Source organism: Streptomyces bungoensis, assembly GCF_001514215.1.
Taxonomy (GTDB): domain Bacteria; phylum Actinomycetota; class Actinomycetes; order Streptomycetales; family Streptomycetaceae; genus Streptomyces; species Streptomyces bungoensis.
In genome coordinates, this window is record NZ_KQ948864.1 from 66,346 (window position 1) to 89,148 (window position 22,803).

Annotated in this window: 15 protein-coding genes; 2 read left to right on the plus strand and 13 right to left on the minus strand. The window is 71.6% G+C overall.

Annotated elements, in window-relative coordinates; all coding sequences use genetic code 11:
* Positions 1–11 precede the first annotated feature (11 nt).
* Together AQJ66_RS24975 and AQJ66_RS24980 are read right to left on the minus strand one after the other, a co-directional pair.
* The gene (locus AQJ66_RS24975) at positions 12–965 is read right to left on the minus strand and encodes a hypothetical protein (RefSeq protein ID WP_061926485.1); all 954 of its coding nucleotides are present in this window, start codon (positions 963–965) and stop codon (positions 12–14) included.
* On the minus strand, positions 962–1,462 hold the full coding sequence (locus tag AQJ66_RS24980) for a VOC family protein (protein WP_341849427.1): 501 nt from the start codon (positions 1,460–1,462) through the stop codon (positions 962–964). Before AQJ66_RS24980 ends, AQJ66_RS24975 begins: the two co-directional genes overlap by 4 nt.
* Positions 1,463–1,714: 252 nt before the next feature.
* Between AQJ66_RS24980 and AQJ66_RS24985 the strand changes: the two genes are divergently transcribed.
* Entirely contained in the window at positions 1,715–2,383 is a 669-nt protein-coding gene (locus AQJ66_RS24985; RefSeq protein WP_061926653.1) for an O-methyltransferase, read from the plus strand.
* Between the two features lie 85 nt (positions 2,384–2,468).
* Here AQJ66_RS24985 and AQJ66_RS24990 read toward each other — a convergent pair whose 3' ends face one another.
* The 6 genes from AQJ66_RS24990 to AQJ66_RS25015 form a co-directional block, all read right to left on the minus strand.
* On the minus strand, positions 2,469–4,040 hold the full coding sequence (locus AQJ66_RS24990) for a 4-hydroxyphenylacetate 3-hydroxylase N-terminal domain-containing protein (protein ID WP_244162926.1): 1,572 nt from the start codon (positions 4,038–4,040) through the stop codon (positions 2,469–2,471).
* 4 nt (positions 4,041–4,044) lie between these two features.
* Positions 4,045–4,632: a flavin reductase family protein gene (locus AQJ66_RS24995; protein ID WP_061926489.1), complete on the minus strand. Its 588-nt coding sequence runs from the start codon at positions 4,630–4,632 to the stop codon at positions 4,045–4,047.
* Positions 4,629–6,629 carry an anthranilate synthase family protein gene (locus tag AQJ66_RS25000; protein ID WP_061926491.1) on the minus strand — a complete coding sequence of 667 codons (2,001 nt, stop codon included), beginning with the start codon at positions 6,627–6,629 and terminating at the stop codon, positions 4,629–4,631. The genes AQJ66_RS24995 and AQJ66_RS25000 overlap by 4 nt, the downstream gene beginning before the upstream one ends.
* On the minus strand, positions 6,626–7,849 hold the full coding sequence (locus AQJ66_RS25005) for a 3-deoxy-7-phosphoheptulonate synthase (protein ID WP_061926493.1): 1,224 nt from the start codon (positions 7,847–7,849) through the stop codon (positions 6,626–6,628). The genes AQJ66_RS25000 and AQJ66_RS25005 overlap by 4 nt, the downstream gene beginning before the upstream one ends.
* Before the next feature lie 117 nt (positions 7,850–7,966).
* A complete protein-coding gene (locus tag AQJ66_RS25010; RefSeq protein ID WP_061926494.1) occupies positions 7,967–12,571 on the minus strand; it encodes a non-ribosomal peptide synthetase family protein in 4,605 nt (1,534 codons plus the stop codon).
* 71 nt (positions 12,572–12,642) lie between these two features.
* The gene (locus AQJ66_RS25015; RefSeq protein ID WP_061926496.1) at positions 12,643–14,472 is read right to left on the minus strand and encodes a non-ribosomal peptide synthetase; all 1,830 of its coding nucleotides are present in this window, start codon (positions 14,470–14,472) and stop codon (positions 12,643–12,645) included.
* 650 nt (positions 14,473–15,122) lie between these two features.
* On the opposite strand from AQJ66_RS25015, the gene AQJ66_RS25020 reads away from it, so the two are divergent.
* Positions 15,123–15,608 carry a MarR family winged helix-turn-helix transcriptional regulator gene (locus AQJ66_RS25020; RefSeq protein ID WP_061926498.1) on the plus strand — a complete coding sequence of 162 codons (486 nt, stop codon included), beginning with the start codon at positions 15,123–15,125 and terminating at the stop codon, positions 15,606–15,608.
* 564 nt (positions 15,609–16,172) lie between these two features.
* Here the strand turns inward: AQJ66_RS25020 and AQJ66_RS25025 are convergent.
* The 5 genes from AQJ66_RS25025 to AQJ66_RS25045 all read right to left on the minus strand — a co-directional run bounded on the left by AQJ66_RS25025 (position 16,173) and on the right by AQJ66_RS25045 (position 22,719).
* Positions 16,173–16,448, minus strand: a complete 276-nt coding sequence (locus AQJ66_RS25025) for a hypothetical protein (protein ID WP_061926500.1) — start codon at positions 16,446–16,448, stop codon at positions 16,173–16,175.
* 298 nt (positions 16,449–16,746) lie between these two features.
* Positions 16,747–18,354 carry a hypothetical protein gene (locus AQJ66_RS25030; RefSeq protein WP_063804082.1) on the minus strand — a complete coding sequence of 536 codons (1,608 nt, stop codon included), beginning with the start codon at positions 18,352–18,354 and terminating at the stop codon, positions 16,747–16,749.
* 1,391 nt (positions 18,355–19,745) lie between these two features.
* Positions 19,746–20,966 carry a hypothetical protein gene (locus tag AQJ66_RS25035; RefSeq protein ID WP_061926502.1) on the minus strand — a complete coding sequence of 407 codons (1,221 nt, stop codon included), beginning with the start codon at positions 20,964–20,966 and terminating at the stop codon, positions 19,746–19,748.
* Positions 20,963–21,520, minus strand: coding sequence for a SigE family RNA polymerase sigma factor (locus tag AQJ66_RS25040; RefSeq protein ID WP_061926658.1), 558 nt, complete (start codon positions 21,518–21,520; stop codon positions 20,963–20,965). The genes AQJ66_RS25035 and AQJ66_RS25040 overlap by 4 nt, the downstream gene beginning before the upstream one ends.
* A 206-nt stretch (positions 21,521–21,726) precedes the next feature.
* Positions 21,727–22,719: a helix-turn-helix domain-containing protein gene (locus AQJ66_RS25045; protein ID WP_061926504.1), complete on the minus strand. Its 993-nt coding sequence runs from the start codon at positions 22,717–22,719 to the stop codon at positions 21,727–21,729.
* Positions 22,720–22,803: the final 84 nt, after the last annotated feature.

The window sequence follows — 22,803 nt, forward strand, 5'->3', positions numbered from 1 at the left end:
GGGGCGCGGGCTCAGCGGGCGATGCTGCCGTGGAGCAACCGCCCGTCGAGCGCGGCCGCCAGGCCGTCGACGCGGGCGAGCACGGCGTCGAAGTCGCGTTCGCAGGCCCGGGCGTCCTCGCCGCGCAGTTCCTCCGGGAGCGCGGCGTCCTCGGGCTCGGTCAGTCCGGGGTACAGGCCGTTGACCGAGACGTCCAGGCGCACCGCGGTCAGCCGGCGCCGAAGCTGGTCGAGCACATCGGCGGTCGGCACGTCGGCGCGCAGGGTGAGGAAGTAGTTGTCGTAGACCAGCGACTGCAGCCGGGGGTCGTGGGGCCGGGCCGCCGGGACGGTGTCCTGGAGCAGGGACCTGCCGCCGGGCACGAGCTTCGCGGCGACGCCCGAGTGCACCAGGTGGTAGAGGCGGACCTCGTCGGCCAGCCGTCCGCCCTCGGGGGTGTCGTGCCACGGTGTCTTCCTGCCGCGCAGCAGCCGGCGGACGGGGGCGAAGTCCGGTGCCCAGGTGCCGCTGAAGCCGCGGTGCTGCAGGAACATGCTGGGCCGGATGACGTCGCCGTAGACGTCCTCGGGGCAGGAGCTGGTGTAGAGCAGCATCGCCGTGTAGGCCCGGGTGAGTTCCGTCATGGCCTCCAACGAGGGGGCGGGGTCCGGCCGCTCGTGCGCCTGGTGCAGCGCGTGGCCGAGCAGCTGCCAGACGGCGAAGGTCACCTGGTGCCCGGTGATCCAGCGGAACCAGAAGAGCTGGTGGGCCAGTTCGGGGAGGCCGGGAGCCGGTCCGGTGCGCGGGCAGGGTGGCCCGGCCGCACCGGTGGCGGGCTCGGCGCACAGCACGTCCGGGACGTCGGCCGCGGGCCGGTGCGGCGGTTCGGGCAGGGTCAGCGGCTCCAGGCCGTAGGGGAAGTCCCCGAAGTCCCAGCCCTCGGCCACCGGCAGTTCGGTGACGGTCCTGTGCGGTCCGGCGCTCATGCGGCACCCCCCGGGACGTAGGTGAACTCGAACTCCAGGCCGTTGGGGTCGAACAGGTAGCAGCTGTGCACCCCGTCGGCGTCGACCACGATGTCGGTGGGCTGCTCGTCGGTCGCGAAGTGGTAGCGGCCCGAGCGGTACAGGTTCAGCCAGCGGTCGCGCCAGGCCCGCAGCTCCTCGGGGGAGCCGGCGGCGAGGCAGACGTGCTGGAACTGGGCCTTGTTGCCGCCGGGCAGCACCGGCTCGTGCCCGGTGCGTTCGAACAGGTGGAAGCGGACGTCGGCGACGCTGACCTCGGTGAGCCGGGTGATGCCCGGGAGCCTGCTGAGGGTGAGGTCCGAGAAGGTGGTGAGCGTCCACGTCTCGGCGCAGCCGAAGAAGTCCTTGTACCAGGCCAGGCAGTTGTCCAGGTCGCCGGTCTGGACGCCCAGGTGGTGCATCGCCGGGACCAGTTTCGCGGGGGGTGCCTCCATGGTGGGGGCCGAGCTTTCTCGCACGGTGTGACACTCCTTGACGGGATGGTTTATCGCATGGTTCCGAATAGAGAGGCTAGGGAGCGGCGAAGACCGCAGTCAATGCCGTACCCAAAGAATTGAAGGATACCCCCAAGAAACTTCTCTAATTCACTGATCCGGAATTCAGGGCAGCCTGGATCAGGCCGCTGACCTGCACATTCAACAGATCCGCGACAGCATTACAGCCGAATCGCGCTCTTGCCACCCACGATTTTCTCGTGAATTATGGCGGTCATGGAACAAGAGCGATGGAACAGTGTCGACGCCTACTTCAGCTCCCTTCTCGTGAAGGAGGACGAAGCACTTTCGAAAGCCGCCAGGGCCCATGAGGACTTCGATCTGCCGGACCTGGCCGTCAGTGCCCCGCAGGGCAAGCTGCTGCATCTGCTGGCGCGTATCGGCCAGGCGCGGCGCATCCTGGAGATCGGTACCTTCGGCGGCTACAGCAGCATCTGGCTGGCCCGCGCGCTGCCGCCGGACGGCCGTCTGGTCACCATCGAGTGGGAGCGGTCCTTCGCCGACGCGGCCGCGTCCCGCCTCGCCGAGGCGGGGGTCGCCCACCTCGTCGAACAGCACGTCGGCCGGGCGCTGGACATCCTGCCCGCCCTGGACCGGCCCGGTACCACCCCCTTCGACATGGTGTTCGTGGACGCCAACAAGCCCGACATCCCCGAGTACTTCACCTGGGCGCTGAAGCTGTCCCGGCCGGGCGCGGTGGTCGTCGTCGACAACGTCGTCCTGGGCGGCGCGGTGACCGACCCGGACCACACGGACGCCGGTGTCCAGGGGGTGCGCCGGTTCCACGAGCTGCTGGCCGGCCGCACGGACGTCACCGCCACCTCGATCCAGACCGTCGGCACCAAGGGGTACGACGGCTTCACGCTGGCCCTGATCACCGGTTGAGCCGGGTGGAGCGGCACGGGGCGGGCGGTCCTCCCCCGCCCCGTGCCGTGCCGTACCGTCCGGCTCGCCCGGCGGGCGGCGCCGCTCAGTCGATGTCGGGCGGCACCAGGTCGGGGGCCGTCCAGCCGTCCAGGTCGTACTCCGCCATGCACTGTTCGGCGAACCCCTTGTACTGGTCGACGAGGCCGGAGGCCGTCTGGGCGTGCAGCAGTTCGATGCGGACGCTCTCGTGGTTGCCGGAGTAGTTCCGCTCGTAGAGCTCGTGCCGTCCGGCGAACTCCGTGCCCACCGAGTCCCAGATGAGCTTCATGAGCTTGGCGCGCTCCACCGCCTCGTAGCCGCCCGAGCCCCGCATGAAGCGGTCCAGGTGGGGCCGGAGTTCGGGTTCCTGGAAGTCCTTGGCGGACGAGGTGAGGTAGATCAGACCGCTGCTGAGGTCCTGCATGATGATCTCGCGCACCCTCGGGTAGCCGACGGTCATGAACCACCGGTACGCCATGCCGTAGTCGAGGTTGGGCAGCAGGGCACCGTCGTGCCAGGGGTCCGGGTTGTGCGCCATCGCGTCGCTCAGCGCCCAGAACATGTTCCGCCAGGCGAGCACCTCACCGACCCGGGTCTGGATGCCCCGGAAGTCCTTGGTGCCGGTCACCTCCAGGCCCTTGAGCAACAGGCCCGCGAGGAAGTCGAGTTTGACGGCCAGCCGGGTCACGCCGTGGAAGGTCAGCCGGTGGGTGAATCCGGACGTCTGCAGGAACGTGCCGGCCCGCGCGGTGTCCCCGTAGATGAGGACGTTCTCCCACGGGATCTTGACCTTGTCCAGGATGAAGATGGTGTCGTTCTCGTCGAGCCGGCTCGACAGCGGGTAGTCGAACGGGCTGCCCATACGGCTCGCGGCCAGTTCGTAGGACTGGCGGCAGACCAGCTTCACACCGGGCGCCCCCAGGGGCAGGGTGGCGACGAGGGCGAACTCCTTCTTCTTCACGGGCAGTCCGTAGTGCGCCACGAAGTTGAAGTGGGTGAGCGCCGATCCGGTCGCCACCACCTTGGCACCGCTGACCACCAGGCCGTCGTCGCACTCCTTCTCGACGTGCACGAAGACGTCGTCGACCTCGTCCGCGGGCCGGTGCCGGTCGACCGGCGGGTTGATCACCGCGTGGTTCCAGAACAGCACCTGCTCCTGGGCGGTGGCGTACCACCGGCGGGCGTTGTCCGCGAAGTCGCCGTAGTATTCCGGGTTCGCTCCCAGTGTGACCAGGAAGCTGGCTTTGTAGTCGGGGCTGCGCCCCATCCAGCCGTAGGTCAGCCGGGCCCACTCGGCGATGGCGTCCCGGTCCCCCACCAGGTCCTGCACGCTGTGCGGCACCCGGTAGAACTTGTGGGTGAAGCCGTCGCTGCCGGTGTCGGTGGGCGCGGTGAGGGTGTCGTGGTGCTCGGGGTCGTGCAGGGCGTCGTACAGACGGGCCGTCATCCGGACGGTGTTGCGGAACGCCGGGTGCTTGGTGACGTCGTCGACCTTCTCGCCGTACGCCCAGATCTCCCGCCCGTCGCGGATGCTTTCGATGTACTCGTCCCCCGTCAGCGGCCGGGTGACCCGGGCGCCGCCGGCGGGCTCCCCGGCCGTGCCGGGAGCTGCGGACTGTCCGTTGTCGGGTGCCATGTCCCTACTTCCGTATCTGGTGATCGGTGACGAACTGCTCCATGGCCGGTCCGGGGCCGTCCAGACAGAGCGACCACACCGCCGCGGGCCCCTGCGGCTGCGGCTCCTCCGGCATCAGACGGGGGAAGAGACCGCAGTGGAACAGCAGCGGGCGGCCCCCGGTCGCGGCGAACTCCTCGACGCGGCCGACGTGCAGCGTGTGGTCGCCGCCGTCGTAGGTGCGCCACGGGCGGCACACCAGGTGGCCGAGCGTGCCGTCCAGCCGGGGCCGTTCGCCGTCGCCGTCCGCCCAGGGCACGGCGTGTGCCGAGGGGCGGCCGGCGAAGTGCAGCGCCAGGTCCTGCTGGTGCTCGCCGAGCAGGTTGACGACGAACGGGCCGTCGTCCAGCAGGGCCGCCAGGCGGGTGCGGCGGTCCAGGGCGACCAGGGCGAGCGGCGGGTCGAGCGACACGGAGGTGAAGGAGTTCACCGTCGCCCCGTGCAGCAGGGTGCCGCGCCGGCAGGTCACGACCGTCACACCGGTCGCGAAGTGGCCGAGTGTGCGGCGCAGTTCCCGCGGGTCGACGGCGGGTGCGGTTCGGGTCGGGCTCACGCGTGCTCCTCCGCTCGGTGGGACGTCAGGACGCCGGTGCGCCGCCCGGTCCGGCGGGCCCGGTCCACCAGTTCGCGCAGGAGGTCCGGACCGTCCTCGGTGAGCAGCGACTCGGCATGGAACTGGACGGTGGCCAGCCCCGGGCCGTCCAGCGCGATCACCTCTCCCCCGTCCTCGCGCCACACGCGGGCCGCGGCGTCCGGCCCGGGCAGCGTGCACCGGTCGGTGTCGCAGCGCGCGGTGAAGCTGTTGTAGAAGCCGACGTGCCGCTCGCGCCCCCACAGGCCGACCCGCATCCGCGCTCCCTGGCGGGGCCGGGCGAGCCGCACCAGGCGCAGTCCCAGCACCCCGCAGACAGCCTGGTGGCCGAGGCACACCGCGGCCAGGGGCAGCCGCTGGGCGAGGCGCCGGGCGGCCAGCGAGCGCAGCCGCGCCACCCGGGGGTCGGCCACGTCCCGGGGGTCGCCGGGCCCCGGCCCCAGGAGCAGGACGGTGGCGGGGTCGTCGGCCGCCTCCAGGGCCGACCACCAGGGGTGGAGGTCGACCCGGCAGCCCACCGCGCCGAGCTGCTGGGCGAGCATGCTGGTGAACCGGTCCTCCGCGTCGACCACCGCCACCCGCGGGCCGGGGCGGCGGGGCCTGGGCGGCCGCGCCCGGTCGCCGAGCCAGAAGGCGGCGACGGCGTCGTTGCGGGCGCGCAGTGCCGCGCGCACCGCCGGGTCCGCGTCCAGCGAACCGTCCGGGCTCGCGGCAGCGGGGGCCGGGAGGCGGGCGCGGTCGTCGCGGGTCAGCGCGGTGAGCAGTCCGGCGGCCTTCGCCGTGGTCTCCGCGGCCTCCTCGGCGGGTACCGAGTCGCGCACCACGGTCGCACCGGTGCTCAGGCGTACGGCGCCGTCCGCGGTGATGTCGGCGGTGCGCAGCAGGATGACCGCGTCCAGGGCGCGCCGTCCGTCCTCCCGGCCGGCCAGGGCGAGCACGCCGCTGTAGTAGCCCCGGCCCGCGGGTTCGTGCCGGGCGATGACCCGGCAGGCGTTCTCCACCGGGCTGCCCGTCACCGTGGGCGCGGGCAGGGTGGCGCGCAGGACGTCGGTCAGCGGCAGCGCGGACTCGCCGTGCAGGTGGTACTGGGTGTGAGCGAGGCGCGACATCCAGGCGAGCGTGGGCCCGCAGACACGCACCCGGGGTCCGCACAGCTCGGTCATCATCTTGAGTTCCTCGTCCACGACCATGTACAGCTCGTGGATCTCCTTGGGGTCGGCGAGGAACCGCAGCAGGCCGTCGCGGTCCGGGCCGCTGCCGGGCGGGTAGCGGTAGGTGCCGCTGATGGGGTTCATCGACACCCGTGTGCCGGTCGCCCGCACGTGCTGTTCGGGGGAACTGCCGATCAGGTACCGGTCGCCGGTGCAGACGAGGTAGGTCCAGTAGGCGCCGCTCTCCACGGTCAGCAGCCGCCGCAGGGCGGCCAGTGCCCGGGTCCGGTCGAAGTCGCGGATCCGGCCGCGCAGGCTGCGGGCGAGGACGAAGTTGGCGCCCTCGCCCCTCTGGATCTCCCGGCGGGTGAGCGCGTCGACGCCGGCCGCGTACCGGTCGTCGTCCAGGTCGAACCCTTCCTCTTCGACGTGCAGTTCCCGCTCCGGCAGGAGCGCCAGCAGCCGGTCGAGGAGGACGGTGTGCTGGGTGGTGATGTCCATGGCGAGCAGCGGGGTGCCGTCGTCGGGGGCCGCGAAGCCGCGTTCGGCGATCTGCCGGTGCGGCACCAGGGCGAGGACCCGGTGCGCGGGGCCGGGGCCGTCCGGCGGTGCGGCGGCCGCGTCCGGCAGGCCGGGCGCGGGGTCGAGGCGCAGGTCCGCCAGCGTGGCTGCGGTGCGGACGGGCCCGCTGACGACGTCCACGGTGTCGGGGTGTCCGGCACCCGGACGGTGCAGGAGAGCGAACGGGGCGCCGGGCGCGGGCAGCAGGGCGGCGAGGCCGCTTGCGGAGTGCGCGGGACCGTTCATGCGGCGGCCCCCAGAACGGCGGGCAGTCGCCAGTAGGCGGTCGCCGCGACGGCCTGCACCAGGTTCAGCCGGGGATCGCACAGGGTGCGGTAGGCCGGTCCGGGTGCGGGGGTGAAGCCGGCGCCGCTGCACTCGACGATGTCGTCCGGGGACGCCTCCAGGTGCAGTCCGGCGCTGCGGCCCCCTTCGGCGGAGACGATGTCGACGAACCGGCTGATCTCCGTCATGACGGCGGTGAGCCGGCGCGTCTTCAGCCCGTGCACGGTGCGTTCCCCGTTGCCGTGCATCGGGTCGCACAGCCACAGCACCGGGTGGCCGGCCCGCCGCACCGCGCGTACCAGGGGGGCCAGGCCGTGGATGCGGGAGGCGCCGAACCGGGCGACCAGGGACAGCCGTCCCGGTGAGCGCTCCGGGTCGAGCTCGGCGCACAGGGCGAGCACCTGCTCCACGGTCGTGGTCGGGCCGATCTTGCAGGCGACGGGGTTGTCCATGTGCGCCAGCAGCCGTACGTGGGCGCCGTCGGGCTGCCGGGTCCGTTCGCCGACCCACGGCCAGTGGGTGCTTGCGAGGTAGCTGCGGCCCGAGCGGTGCCGGCGCACCTGGGGCAGTTCGTAGTCGAGCAGCAGTGCCTCGTGACTGGTCCACACCCGCGCTTCGGCGGGCGACCCCTCGCCGCGGCCGAGCCGGTCGAGGGAGGCGAGGGCCCGTCGGGCGGCCCGGTGGCAGCGGAGGATGCGGGCGGGGTCGGGGCGGCGCGCTGCGGGGTCGGGGTCGGGGGCGTTCACCAGGGGACCCCGGAAGACCGGCAGCCGGACGCCGTCGTGCTCCTCCTCAGGCTGGGAGCGGGGTTTGGCGTACTGTCCGGCGATCCGGCCCACCCGGACGACGGGCCGTCCGGCGCCGGTGCGCACGATGTCGCTGAGGACGTCCAGCATCTCGGCCTTGGGGGCCAGCGCGGCCGGGTCGCACTCGGCGGGGTCCTCGGCGCAGTCACCGGCCTGCAGGACGCACAGTTCGCCGTCGGCGGCGCGGGACAGCAGCCGGCGCAGGGCGAGCACGCTGTCGTAGGTCACCAGCGGTTCGGCGCGGGCCAGTTCGGCGTGGACGCGGGCGAGACGGCCGGGGTCGGGCCACTGCGGCTGCTGGGCGGCCGGCAGTGCCGCGACCACGGAGGGGATGAGGCTGTCGTATTCGGTGTCGGGGCAGGAGCTCGTTGGCATGGCTTGCTCGTGCTTTCCGGTGTCCGGCGACCGCCGCGGCGATTGCCGTGCTGATGGATGGTCGGTAGGCGCCGGGTCGGCGGCGCCGTCGGGAGGGCCCGGGACACAGGGGTCTCCTCAGTCGCCGGCCAGTTCTCCGACGGAGCGGAAGTAGCGGATCATCCGCGCGATCGCCTGCTGGTCGATGGCGGGCCACGCCAGGTCGAGTTCCGTCAGCAGGCGGGTGGTGGCGGCGTTGCCGTAGGTGTTGTCACCGAGTTCCAGTGCGCCCTCGCGGAAGAGGGGCACGGCTGCCGCCAGGGCGTTGCCGCCGGGGCGTCGGGCGGACTCCTCCAGGCGGGCCAGCCAGGTGTCGGCCGGGACGATCTCGAGGCAGTGGCCGTCGGCGCGGAGGGCCGCGTGGACCGGGGTGAAGTCCGATCCGCTCGGGTGGAACACGTGCAGGGTGCGGTTGTGGGTGGCGGGGTGGCGGGCGAGGGCGACGACGGCGCGGGCGACGAAGTCGACGGGCAGCAGATCGGTGGTCAGGTCCTCGGCCGGCGGTGCCGAGCCGAGTTCGACGAAACTCTTGATCTGCCGCCACAGGAAGTCGTCGCTCTGGCAGGCGCCGGTGACGCTGTCGCCCGAGATCCGCCCGATGCGGTGGATGGTGACGGGGACGCCGTGGGCGCGGGCCGCCAGGGCCATGCGTTCGGCGACCCACTTGCTCTGGGTGTAGCCGATGCCCAGCCCCTCGCACGCGTCGGGCACGTCGTCCTCGGTGAGGACCGCGCCGTCGGGCGACTCGCCCGGTGCGAACACGGCGATGGTGGACATGTACTGCAGGTGCTTGGGCCGGCCGGTGGCGGCGAAGCGCAGGACGTGGCGGAAGCCGTCCACGTTCGTCGGCTTCACCGAGGCGTACGGCAGCACGAAGTTGATGTGCGCGGCCGCGTGGTAGACGACGTCGACGGTGCCGGCCAGCGCGGCGTACTCGTCGGCGGGCAGGGCGAAACCGGGTCGGCCGAGGTCGCCGGGCACGGCGCGCACCCGGTCCCAGTCGATCTGCCCGTCCAGCAGGTAGCGGTCGGCGGTGGCCCGCAGCCGGGCCGTGCCGGCCCGTGCGTCGGCCGCCCGCACCAGGCAGTGCACCCGGCCGCCGGGCCGTGCGGTCAGTTCCCGCAGCAGGTAGGCGCCGAGGAAGCCGGTCGCACCGGTGAGCAGCACGTCGCCGGCCTGGGCGACGGGAACGGGGGTTCCGGTGACGGCGGGCAGGTCGTCGGTGAGTTCCGCGTCCGCCCGCAGCGTGGCGGGGGCGGTGGCGGGCGGTGCCGTGCCGGCGCCGAGCCGGGTGGCCATGCCCGCGACCGTGGGGTTCTCGAACAGGGCGCGCAGCGAGAGGTCCTGGTCGAACGCCCGGCGCAGCCGGTAGACCAGTTCGGTGGCGATGATGGAGTTGCCCCCGATGGCGAAGAAGTCCTCGTCCCGGCCCACCGCGGGCACCTTCAGCACGTCCGCCCACTCGGTGGCGATCCGCTGTTCGAGCCCGGGCCGGGGCGGTTGCGCGGGTTCGGGGGGTGCGGTGCGCGCCTCGGTCGCCCGTGCGGCGGCCAGGCCCGCGACGGCCCGGCGGTCGATCTTCCCGCTCGGGGCCGTCGGCATGCGCTCCACCGGCACGACCAGTGCGGGCACCATGTAGTCGGGCAGCGTGCCGGACACCGCGCGGCGCAGCTCGGCGGTCTCCCAGGTCCGCGCGGACTCCAGGACCGCGACGAGGCGGCGGTCGCCGGGGGCCAAGTCCACGGCGGTGACCGCGGCGGAGGCGACGCCGTCCAGGTCGTCGAGCGCGGCCTCGATCTCGGCGGGCTCGATCCGGTAGCCGCGGATCTTGATCTGGTCGTCGGTCCGGCCTAGGTACTCCAGGTCGCCGTCGCCGTTCCAGCGCACCAGGTCCCCGGTGCGGTAGAGCCGTTCGCCGGGACCGCCGAAGGGGTCCGGCAGGAAGCGGCGGGCCGTCTCCGCGGGCCGGTTGCGGTACCCGGGGGACAGCACGGGGCCGCCGATGTACAGCTCGCCCGGGACGCCGGGGGGTACGAGGCGCAGACGGGCGTCGAGGACCAGCAGCCGTACGCCGTCCACCGGGCGGCCGATCGGCGGGGTGTCGGGCCAGGTGGCGGGCGCGCCGGTGAGCGGGTGCCAGCTGGCGAGGTGGGTCTCCGAGGGGCCGTACATGTTCACCAGCCGGAGCGCCGGGTGGCGGGTGGCGAACTGCCTGATCTGCGGGGAGACGACGAGGGCCTCGCCCACGGAGGTGACCTCGCGCAGGTCGTCCAGGCGCAGGCCGGCGTCGGTGGTCAGCGAGGCCAGCTGCTGGAGCGCGATGTAGGGCAGGTAGACGCGGTTGACGCGGTGCCGCGCGAGGAAGCCGGCCAGGGCGTGCAGGTCCTTGCGCAGTTCCTCGGGGACGAGCACGAGGGTGCCGCCCACGCACAGGGTGCCGAGGATCTCCATGACGGAGACGTCGAACGACAGCGACATGTACTGCAGCGTCCGCCCGGTCGCCCCGCACGGGGAGCAGCGGTGCTGGGCGCGCACGAGGTTGGCCACGGTCCGGTCGGCGATGACGACACCCTTGGGCAGGCCGGTGGAGCCCGAGGTGTGCACGACGTAGATCTCGTCGTCGGGTGTCTTGGTGCGGCCGAGTCCCGTGGCGGGTGCCGCGGCGATCGGCCCGGTGTTCCGGTCGAGGAGGAACAGTTCCTCACCGGGCGGGAGTTCACCGGCCAGCGTGCTGTCCGTGACGGTCACCAGGACGTCGGCGTCACGCAGGGTGTGGCTGAGCCGCCGGCGGGGGTAGGACGGGTCGAGCGGGACGTACGCCGCTCCGGTCTTCAGGACGGCGAACAGGGCGACGACCATGTCGCGGGAGCGCGGCAGGCAGATGCCGAGCCGGGTGCCGGGCGCCGCGCCACAGGCGCGCAGGACGTGGGCGAGCCGGTTGGCGCGCTCGTCGAGTTCCCGGTAGGTCACGGCGGTGTCGCCGTCCTCCAGCGCCACGGCGTCGGGGGTCGCCCGGACCTGGGCCTCGAAGAGCTCCATGACGGGGGCGTCGTGCGCGGCGTGCGCGGTCAGGTCCCCGCGGGCGAGCACCGTACTGCGCTCCTCGGCGCCGAGCGCCTCCAGTTCGTGCAGCGCCGCGTCGGGGTGCCGGACGAACTGCTCCATCAGGTGCCGCAGTCGGCCGCCCATGGCCCGTACGGTCGCCTCGTCGAAGAGGTCCGCGTCGTACTCGATCAGGCAGTTCAGGCCGTCGGGTGCACGCTCGAAGACCAGGGACAGGTCGTACTTGGAGCCGTGCGCGGCGCCGCGCTCGACGCGCAGTTCGGTGCCGTCGTGGCGGATCGCGGGGCCGTCCTGGGTGAGCACGAGCATGGTCTGCACGAGCGGCGTGTAGCCGTTGCTGCGCGGCGGCTGGAGTCGCTCGACCACCTTGTCGAAGGGGGCCCACTTGTGCCGCAGCGCGTCGCCGACCTCCTGGCGGGCCTGGCGGACCACGTCCCGGACGGTCATCCGGTCGTCGATCTCCTGCCCCAGCACGACCAGGTTGACGAAGTAGCCGATCAGGTCGTGGGTGGCCGGGTCGTCGCGGAGCGAGACGGGACTGCCGATCAGTACGCGCCGCTGGCGCGTGTGCCGGGAGAGGAACACGGCGTACGCGGCGACGAGGGCCATGAACAGGGTGACGCCCTCCTCCCGGGCGAGCGCCTCGAAGTCGTCGGCCAGGGCGGCAGGCAGGTGCAGTGCGAGGGTGCCGCCGCGGTGCCGCTGCACCGGGGGGCGGGGCCGGTCGGTGGGCAGGTCGAGCACCGGGAGCTCCCCGGCGAGCCGGTCGGCGAAGTGGTCGAGGGAGCGGGTCAGGACCTCGTCGGTGAGCCGGTCGCGGTACCACTGGCTGAAGTCGGCGTAGGTGGGCCGCAGCGGATCGGCCTCGACCGGCAGGCCGCGGCCGATGCGGTCGTAGGCGTCGAGGAGTTCCCGCACGAAGATGCCTGCGGAGGCCGCGTCGGAGGCGATGTGGTGGATGTTGCAGATCACGGCCGACTGCTCCGCGGGCCCCAGGGCGCACGTCACGGCGACGACGGGTCCGCGTGCCAGGTCGAGGCGGAGGTTGGCCGCGCGGTGCACCAGGGCGCCCAGTTCCTTGTCGTCGCCGTACCGGGCGACGTCGAAGAGGACCGCGTCGTCGTCCTGCGAGACGGTCTGCCGGAGCGTACCGCCGTCCAGGGTGTAGGTGGTGCGCAGGACCTCCTGGCGGCGCAGTACCCCGCGCACCGCGGCGTGCAGGCGTCCGGGGTCGGCCGGGAACGGCAGCCGGACTGAGAACGGGCCGTTGTAGGCGGCCGGGTTGGGCAGGTACTGGTCGATCAGCCAGATGCCGCTCTGGCCGTACGACGCCTCCACGGCCCGCCCGTCGCGTGGGGCGAGCCCGGCGCGCAGTTCCGGTTCCCGGGGCGCTCCGCGCCGGTCGGCCAGGCGTCCGGCGACGTCGGCGACGGTGGTGCCGGCCGCGAGGTCGGCGCCGGTCACCTCGACGGCGAACACCGCCGTCAGCGTGGCGGCGAGGCCGTCGAGCACTTCCGGGCGCCCGCACCGGTCGGCGAGTGGTTCCTGCGCGGTGAGGTCGGCCGTGCCGAGGGCGGTCCGGGCAAGGTCGAGTACGGCGGTTTCGAGGGGGGAGTTCACCGGTCGTTGTCCTCCGCGGAGATCCACCGGCCGTCAGCGACGGGCGCCGTACGGCCGCAGCCGGGCGATGCCTACTGGGTCCGGGCGGGATTGCGTCCGGTGTCCCGCGCCTGCTCCACGAAGCGGGCCAGCTGCTCCACGGTGCCGTGCCGGAAGACGTCCTCGGTGCTGACCTCGACGCCGAATATCTTCTGCAGCCGGGAGGCGAGCTGGACGAAGTGCAGCGAGTTCCCGCCGTGGCCGAGGAAGGAGTCGGTGGGGGTGAAGTCCTCGGCGCCGGAGATGTCCTTCCATGCCTGGAGCACGACGGTCTCGAGCGGGTTCTGCATGGCTGTGTCACCTTTCTTCGGCTTGTCCGGGGTCGCCGAGGGGTCCGTGAGGGCGGACCGGTCGACTTTTCCGTTGGCGTTCCTCGGCAGGTCGCCGAGGTGGTGGAACGAGGAGGGGACCATGTAGGACGGCAGTTGGTCGCCCAGTCGGCGTGCCAGGTCGGCACCGTCGAGCGGCCGTCCGTCGGGGGTGGTGTAGAAGGCGGTCAGGGACTTGTCGCCGACGTCCTCGGGGAACGCCTTGACCACGGCGTCGTGGACCCCGTCCAGCGCGCGCAGGGCGAGGGTGACCGCGGTGAGTTCGACGCGGTAGCCGCGGATCTTCACCATGCTGTCGGCGCGGCCGATGAGGACGACGTCCCCGTCCCCGGTGGTGCGGGCCAGGTCGCCGGTCAGGTAGCGGGGCCGTCCGTCCGGCCCGGTCACGAACTTGCGGGCGGTGAGTCCGGGCTCGTCCAGGTAGCCCTGGGCGAGGCCGAGGCCGCCGACGGCCAGCTGGCCGGGGGCGCCGGGCGGGCAGGGCCGCAGTGCGTCGTCCAGGACCTCCAGGGTGACCCCGGGCAGCGGACGCCCCACCGGTACGCGTTCCTCGCGGGTGACGTCGTCGGCGCTGCGGACGGGGTAGAGGGCGGTGATGGAGGAGTTCTCGGTGCAGCCGTAGCCGTTGTAGATGACGGCGCGGGTCGCGCGGGCCGCGCGGGCGAGGTGCTGCGGCGAGGGGAAGTCGCCGCTGAGCAGGATCAGCCGCACGCCGCTCAGGCACTCCGGCTCCTCGTCCACCAGCAGGTTGAACAGACCGCAGGGCAGCGAGAGGGCGGTGACGCCGTGCCGGACGATCGCGTCCTTGAGGACGGGCAGGCTGGGCAGCCCGTGCGGCATCACGACGAGGCGTGCGCCGTGCAGGAAAGCGAGCCAGATCTCGATGGTGGACGCGGCGAAGGAGAACGCCGCGGACTGGACCAGGCAGTCCCCCGGTCCCATCCGCAGGTCACCGCTGTACGGGCCGAGCCGTGCCAGCCCGCGGTGGGCGATGCGCACGCCCTTGGGCCTGCCGGTGGACCCGGAGGTGAACATCAGGAAGGCGGTGCCCTCCGGGTCGGACACGAGCGGCAGCGGGACGCCGTCCTGCGGCTCCGCGGCCGCGGTCAGCTCGTCGGCCTGCACCCACAGCGGTGCACCGGCGATGCGGGCCGCCGCTCGGGGCCCTCCCGTGTCGTGCACGACGGCGGTGGGCGCGGATTCGGCCAGCACCCGGTCGACGAACGGCGCGGGGTGGTCCGGGTTGACCGGCACCACGCAGGCGCCGGCCTTGAGGATGCCGAGCATGACCGCGTACAGGTCGGGTGACCGGCGCAGGTACACGCCGACCCGGTCACCGGGCGCCACCTTCCGGGCGATCAGTGCGCGGGCCACGCGCTCGGCCCGCTCGTTCAGTTCGCGGTACGTCAGGGTCCGTGTGCCGGAGACGAGGGCGACCTCGTCTCCGGCGGTCCGCACGACCCGGTCGAAGCCCTCCGTGAGGGTCAGGGAAACAGCGGTACGTGCCTCGCCTAAAGCGTTCTCCGTGAGCACAGGTGCTCCTTGCCTCGCTGGCGGATGGCCACCGGGCGTCCGCAGAGACGAACACACCTGACGTCCAGTGACCGGCTTGTCGAGAGATAAGCACAAATCGCCTGAAAAGCGATGGTTGCCGTTCGGAAATCACGTTAGGTCGACGTTCTTCGACGTGTCAACCCCGATCTTGAGGGGTCAGAGCCGGCGCTCCACCCCGCTGCAGCTGCTCCTGCCCCGGCTTTCGCTTGGCACACCTGGAGCCTCGGGGCCGAGTTCCGCCCGCTCGGCGCAGCTGGAGGGCCTCGCCGGCCGACTCGAGCCCCCTCGCACGGAACAGACCCTTTCAGCCAGTTGTTTTCCGCCTGGAAAGCAGCTGCATACCGATCACTCGTCTCGCAACTCGGTTTCCAATAGGAAATCACTCGCTCCCGGGTGACGGTGAACCAGTACTCTCGGCAGCGAATCCGGAGGGCATACTTCCCCTGTCGGCGGAGAGGTGGGCCACGATGCGCGGTGGCTCCTCGGACGGAGGGGCTACCGCACGGGGATCACTGGTATAAGATTTCTCTACAGAAATCATTCCATGTGGCGAAGTTCATATCGACGCAGCCGGTGCACCCCGGAGCATCCTGGTCGTTGATGATGGGCAACCAATCGGAGGGGCGCTGATGACCCGAACCGACAGTCCAGGACGCGCGAGCGAGGCCCCGGCCGTGCCCGGCGAACTCGAGGACGCGCTGTCCCACCTGCAGTGCATCCTGGTCGCCCGTCGCACCCGCTCGAACCCGGAGGGCGTCACCTGGCAGCAGTACGACGTCCTGGAACTGCTGCGCATCCGCGGCCCCATGACGCCCTCGGTGCTCAGCTCCTCCCTCGGGGTGTCCCGGGCGACGACCTCCAAGGCTCTGCGGGTGCTGAAGGACCTGGGGCTCGTCGGGCAACAGACGCTCGGCGAGGACCGGCGCGAACTGACCACCTCGCTCACGCCGACCGGCGAGTCCTTCCTGACCCGGGTCGCCGAGCAGCGACGCGAAAACGCCCGCATCGTCGGGTCCACCTTGAGCCCCGGCGAGCGGGCGATGTTCGTCGAGCTGTGCAACAAGGTCGCCGACGCCCTGGAACCGCACCTGGAACCGGCGGAGGCACGCCCCTGAGCCGTCCAGTACGCACGGGCGCCGGTACCGGGCGACGGACTTCCGCGACCGCCGGCCTTCACCCGGCCCACGGTGCCTGGTCCGCGCCCGTTGCGTGACCCCCACACCGACGACGAGGCGGACGACGGCGAGGCGGAGCAACGCAGGGGCCGCGCGAGGCCTGAACCTTCCGTCGGCACCGGGATGGTGGGCGTGGCCCTCCGCACGGGCGGGGGAACTGGAGTCCGCCGCCGGATCTTGGCCGGCGCATCTGCTCCCGCTCGACCCGTCCGGAGGCCCGCGACGCCAGCCCACAGGAGTGGCCCGCTCGATGACCTTTCGGCCGTGACTGCCGTGCCGCCGCCTCGCTGAGGGTACGCGTGTCGAGGCGCCCGCCGGCACGCGCGCTTCGGACCGGGCCCCCGTACACCGCCGTGCAGGGGGCCCGGGAGCGCGCTGCCTCCCGTGTCCCTCGTGGTGGCGGCACTCGAACGGGCCTGTCGACCCGAACCCTTGCCATCCGTTCCCGGGAAGACCGCCGAGCGGATGCTCCTGCAGACCTCTTTTCCGAGCGGACTGCCCGCGCTAGCGCGTGACCGTCACAGTGACGTCGTAGCGGCCTTGGCCGGGCGGGCATCGCATCGCCTCGCCGCACGCATCGCGTCGGGCGGTGACGTGAGCGGTGCCGGACCCGCGAGCGGTGAACCGGGCGGAGGAGATTCCGCAGCCCCGTCCGGGCGGGCACGTGCCGGTGGCTGTGGTTGCGCCGCCGGCGGGGGCGAGCACCCGCGGGTTCGAGCCGGTGGGGGTGGACCAGTAGGCGCTGTGCAGGCGCACCACGATCAGCGTGCCGACGGTCACCCGGACCGTTCTCCCGCGCTCTCGTTCGTCGAGGACGACCGACCGAGTGGTGGATCCGGATGGCCCGGCCGACGCGGAAGACGGCGACCCGGCGGAGCCGGACGAACAACCGCCGAGGGTGCCGGTCAGGGTCGCTGCGGCCAGCGCGGCGAACCCGGCATGCAGCACCCGCCGGGCGGGGCACGAGCGGACAGTTGACGGGAACACGGGTCCTCCTGCGGTGGATGCCGCCCGCGCGGGCGCCTCTACAGGGGTGGGGGCGAGCCGTCGGCTCGCCCCCACCGTACGGCGTGACAGGTCAGGACAGCGTCACGTCGTCGTAGTAGGTGTAGGTCGCGTCACCCGCGTAGTTGTCGTCCTTGTTGGTGAGGGTGAGCGTGTAGTTGTGGCCCGCGGTCACGGTGCCGGAGACCTGCTTCCAGCCCGCACCCTGGGTGCAGGTCTTGCCGAGCAGCGTCGTGGTGGTGCCGGCCGTGGTGTCCTGGAGTGTGGCCGTCGCCCAGTCGTAGCTCACCGTGTCCGGGCAGGTGACGTTGTACCAGAAGGAGACCTTGCTGGTGCCGGACGGGGCGGTGAAGGACTGGGAGACCGAGGAGGTGTTCGTCGGGCCGGTGGAGCCCACCGTCGCGCCGTAGCTGCCGCTGTGCGCCGCCGAGGTGGTGGCGGAGGCGGTACCGCTGGTGGTCCAGCCGGACAGGCTGCCGGTCTCGAAGGTGCCGTTGGTGAGGGTGCCGCCACCGCTGCTGCCGCCGCCGACGATCGCGTGCGAGATGGCGCAGTTGTTGGTGTCGTTGGACCAGCTGGCCTGTTCGGCGAAGGTGCCGGTGCCCATCGTGACGTTGGCCGCCCCGCCCGTGCTGCCGGGCGCGATCCAGGCACACTCGTCGGAGTTCTCCTGGCCGTTGTACGAGCTGCCGGTTTGGTTGGTCCAGCCGCCCGCCGGGTTCTGGTCGGACATCATCTCCTGCCACTCGTGGCCGAGTGTCATGGTCCAGCCGTCCAGCGTGCCGGGCGAGTTGACGAACCCGACACCGCAGCCGGAACCGGAGTCCATGTTGTACGGCTGGTTGCTGAACGCGATGTCCCCGTAGGAGGAGGACACGGGGCCGCCGGAGAGTGTGCTGTCGCCGTTGTAGTCGTGCCAGGCGCAGTACTGACCCTGGTAGTTGTCAGGGTTGGTGTTGTGCGGCGAGAGGATGACGTAGTAGGCGTCCCGGTTGGACGCGGCGGTGGTGTTGCCGAAGTGCCCGGCAGCCTTGACGGCTTCGGCGCCGAGCTGGTGCCCGGTCGCGGCGCTCGGCGAGGCCGCCGAGTTGTCGTACCACACGCCGGACAGCACGCCGCCGCTCTGGTACGGGATGAAGTTCGCGTTGGACGGGCAACTGGTGGCGCCCGCCGACACGTTCGGCCCGTCACACCACTGGGTGAGATCTGCGGACCACCGCTCGTTCCCGGTGCCTATGTCCTTGAACATCTCCTGGGCGACGGGGGCCGCGCCGTCCGGGTCGCCGGAGAACGTGGCGTCGCCGCTGGCGTTGGTGCTCTGCGTGCCCCACTGCGAGCCGTAGAAGACCAGGTAGACCTTGGAGTGACCGCTCTGGACGCCGATACCGTCGACGCCGCCACCGTAGGAGAGCGTCTCCGGGCCCGTCGCCGTGGCAGCGGCCGGGTGGTTGGCCGCCCAGGACTTCATCTTGGCGTTCCGCTGGATGGTCGGCAGGACGCCGTGCCGGTAGGGGTGCTGGTAGGCCGGGCTGTAGGGGTTCGGTCTCGCCGAGTGGGCCGCGGGCTGGGGGGCGGCTGCCGCCTGAGGGATGGAGGCGACTACCGCACCGGTGACGAGTGACAGCGACGCGAGACCGGTCAGGGTTGCTCGGACTGCGCCGCGGGTGTGGGGATGACCCATGGGTGATGGGAACCTTTCTTCGCACGAGCCTCCGCCGTCGGTGCGGCGGAGGTGAGCTGCATGGGGTGTCGACAAGGCGCATCACCTGTTGGGCCCGCTCCGGCCGTCGGTTGACGCCCGTTACGTACCGGAACAGGAGCAGAGCTCCGCGCGGCACCGGGCGACTGCGCGGGCAGGAGCCCGGCAGCTGGGGAACTCACGCACGGCGTTGCGATCCGCGAAGAGACTCACGTCCTGGACCGGACAATAGAAAGACAGCGAGAAGGGGCTCGCACTGCCACATCTTGCCGGCCGAATTGGTGATGACCTGTCAGACGCGGAGAAGCAAAGCAGAATTGACGGGTTCAGGTCAACGCAGGAGCAGAGCTTTTACACAGGAAAGCGAGAGCCCGCCGACCCGAAGCGGCGGTCGCGGCGTCGCGCAGGCGCTACAGCAGCTGGCTGTCCGTCAGATCATCGCAGGTCATGCCCGGTTGAGCGCCTGCCGGACGACGGGGCGGGGGCACTCCGTGCGCCTCCCCGCATCCGTTCCCTGCACAACATGCCGTCAGCACCGACCAAGTTCGAGAAAACGCTCACCCAAAAAGCGGCAATCAAAGCTCAATTGTTTGCCGTGGTCGCCATTCGGATTCCCCCTGACGAGCCAACGCCGGGTCCCCGGGCCCGGGCAATACCAGCGAACCCCCGGCATCGTGCCGCCCTCACCGACCCAGCAGGCCTACGACCGGGCGGCGATGAACAGTCGTCGCAGCGGCCGACTCCCTGACACGCCAGCGCCCACAGCGGCATACATCACCCGCCGAGCACAGCACACGGCCCGGACACCGACGCACACCAGACCACCGACGACCACACACCACACGGACCACTGCGAACGGCGAACGGCCGCAAGCGCACCGAGCAGCCCGCAGCGCGGTCAAGACAACGACCCTTCCTCACGACGAGAGGAAGTACACGAGGCAGCAGGACCGCCAGCGGACGACACGACACCACCAGCGACACCAAGACGGGCGCTGGGTTGGAGTTCGACGTCGACGTCGCCGTCGGTCAGGACCTCGTCTGTCAACTCTTCCATTTGCATCAGGGAGTGCCGTTTGGGTGCCCGAGGCAAGCCCGGGAAGCGGACGTGGTTCTGCTGATCCAGCCGCTGCGCCCAGTGCGAGCCGAACACCTCGTGGGTCCACGCAGGAGAGGTCGCGGGCCAGCGGATGTCCCTCTTGGGCTTCGTCGTTCGGGTCGGCGAAGACTCCCTGGGTGCACACGACACACGTTCTCGGCTGCCTGCCCTTTCTCCCGTAGCCTCGGGGTGTGCCGAGGCCACGGGAGCTGGGTACCGGTGCCGGCAGGGCCGGTCACCATCGGACGGGATGCCGGCCGAGGTGGGCAGTTGGTCAGCGTTTGCTGAAGATGGGGGTCCAGCGGCCCGGGTAGTCGGCGCTGGCCTTGCGGAAGCCGCTCAGGGGGACGACCTTGTTGGTACCGACGGTGACCAGCAGCAACTGGTTGTGGAACTCCCCCTTGCCGTCGCACTTCTTGGGGTCGCAGCCCCAGGCGATGAGGCGCTTGTTGTCGGCCCAGGCGAGTAGTTGTTGCACCGGGACTGTGGTGATCTGCCGGTGCGTGTGGGGGTCGAGGATCGCGGCGGCGATCGTTGCCCCGTAGCCCGCGAACTCACCCGCGAGGAGCTTGCCGTCGGGCGAGAGACCTGCTTTGGCGGAAGCGCGGCCCTTTTCGTCGGCCGGCCAGTCAGCACGGTCGCCGTCCAGACTGTAGTAGTCGCGGAAAGGCTTCATCGGGGTCTCGGCGTAGACGAGCGTGCCGTCATGACTGAAGGCGAAATCCGCGCGCGCATTGCCGAACCACCCCGTCTCGTCCGTCGGGTGCGGCGCCTTGTGCCAGTCCGATTTGCCCGAGTCGACGTCCACGACGGTGAATCCCGTGCGGCTCGGCACCGGGCCGGGGACTTCCTTGCCGTCGATGTCCTGTTTATGGTCGGCGAACATGCGGTCTGGGTTCTTGGCGTAGGTGGTCGCGACGAGTTTGGTGCCGTCGGGTGAGAAGGCGACGCTGGCGACGCCCCGGTCCGTCTTGATCCAGCGGTCCACGCGCCCGGTGATCAGGTCGAGCAGCCCGATGCGCCTGGCCGGCAGTTCGCCCTCGAGTACGGCGGCGGTGCGGGAACCGGGGGCGACGTCCAGGAAAGCCCAACGGGTCTTCTTGTAGACGCCCGTCTTCTGGTCGAGCAGCCCGTAGGTGCGGGTGAGAACGTCGTCACCGTTGGGCTGCTCGACGGCCTTCGTGACGTAGAAGGCGGAGAGCACCGTGTCCCCGGCCGCGATGAGGGTCCTGGGCGGCGACTGGTCGGGGTGACCGATGACGTCGTTGTGGTTCAGCTCGCTCGCGGGCCGTACATCGTCCCGTCCTGTGCTGAGGCGGGGTCCGGCCACCGCGACGGCGACCGCGGTGACGGTGGCCGCTGCGACGGACACGAGCCTGCGGGTACGGCGGCGGCGCCGCACGGCCAGGACACGGTCGGCGAAGTGCGGGGGTGCGGGCATGGTGTCCGCGGCTTGCTCGCGGAAGGCGTCGGAGATCAGTTCCTCGACGTTCACGGACGCACCTCCACGGGTGACTTGTGCTGGGACGGCTGCTGCTCGACCGTGGCCGGGCCCAGCGCCGCGAGTTCGGGCGCTAGCGCGCGCAGGCGAGCCAGCGAGCGGTGCGTCGTCGACCGTACGGTTCCCACGGAGCACCCCAGGATTCGGGCCACGTCGGCCTCCGGGAGGTCCTCGAAGTAGCGCAGGACGAGAACGGTGCGCTGCCGGGCGGTCAGCCTCGCCAGCGCACCGCGCATCACCAGGCGCAGTTCGGCGGCGGACGCCGCGTCCGCTGGGGTGCTCACCTCCGGCGTCGTGGCGACGCTCAGTTCACGGCGCGGCCACTTCAGCCGCCAGCGGCTGATGTGCTGCCGGTAGAGGACCTGGCGTACGTACGCCTCCGGTTCCTCGATGCGGTTCCAGCGGCCGGCCACCTTGATCAGCGCGTTCTGCAGCAAGTCCTCGGCGCCATGGCGGTCCCCGCCACTGAGGAGGACGGCCGTCTTCAACAGTGCCGACGACCTGTTCGCCACGAAATCCCTGAAAGTCTCATCTGCTTGCGCATCCATCGTCACCTGCTCTTCCCCGGCGGCCTCCGTGGCCCACCCCTGTGTCCCAGATGACGCGCGCTGCCGATCCTCACTATGCCTCTCGACATGATCAAGGCCGAAAAATCTTCCCGGCCCCCGTAACAACCGCGTGCAGGACGGCTCCCCCGGCCGCACGCGAAGCGTGCGCGATCGACCTCAGCCGAGGATGGTCGGTGGTGAGGGCGCTAGCAGGTGTCGGTCTCCCGGTGGTGCTGCTCGCTGACATGCGGGATGGAGTCGGCTCTCGCACGGAAGGTGCGGCGGTAGGTGTCCGGTGGTACGCCGACTGTGCGGTTGAAGTGCCGGCGCAGGGTCGTGGCGGTGCCCATGCCGGTGGCAGCCGCGATGGTGTCGATGCCCTCACCGGTGGTCTCCAGCAGTTCCTGGGCGTGGCGGATCCGCTGGGTCAGTAGCCACTGCAGTGGGGTGGTGCCGGTCGCGGCCTTGAAGTGGCGGCCCAGGTTGCGTGAGCTCATCCGTGCCTGGCGTGCGAGGTCCTCCACGGTCAGCGGCTGGTCGAGTCGTCGCAGGACCCAGGGGAACAGGTCGGCGAGGGGGTGGTGGTCCGGGGCGGGTACGGGGGTGGTGACGTACTGGGCCTGGCCGCCGTCGCGATGGGGCGGTACGACCAGGCGGCGGGCGACCGCGTTGGCAACGGAAGAGCCGTGGTCGAGGCGGACGAGGTGGAGGCACAGGTCCATGGCGGCGGCTTTGCCTGCGGAGGTGAGCACGCTGCCGTTGTCCACGTAGAGGACGCCAGGGTCCACGATCACCTGCGGATGGCGGGCGGCCAGGTCCTCGGTGTGTGCCCAGTGCGTGGTCGCGCGCAGGCCGTCCAGCAGGCCGGCGGCGGCCAGCACGAAGGCGCCCGTGCACAGCGAGGCCACGCGTGCGCCTGCCTGGTGTGCCGCGCGTACGGCGTCGACCAGCTCGGTGGGTGGGGGCTGGTCGACGTCGGCCCAGCCGGGGACGATCACGGTGTCCACGCGACGCAGATGGTCGAGGCCGCGGTCGGGCTCCAGCCGGAACCGGCCCACCCGCACGGCGCTCGGCCCGCACACCGTGACGTCGTACCACGGGCCCGGTGTGCCGGCCGGCGCGGAGCCGAAGACCTCGTAGGCCAGGGACAGTTCGAAGTGCAGCATGCCGTCGGTGACAGCGAGCGCCACAGTAGTCATGTCCGAAAGTGTATGGGCCATGTCGTTCCAGACACTCGTGTGAGGGCGCCTGGTGCCGAAGGATGATCGCAACGCAATGAGCGA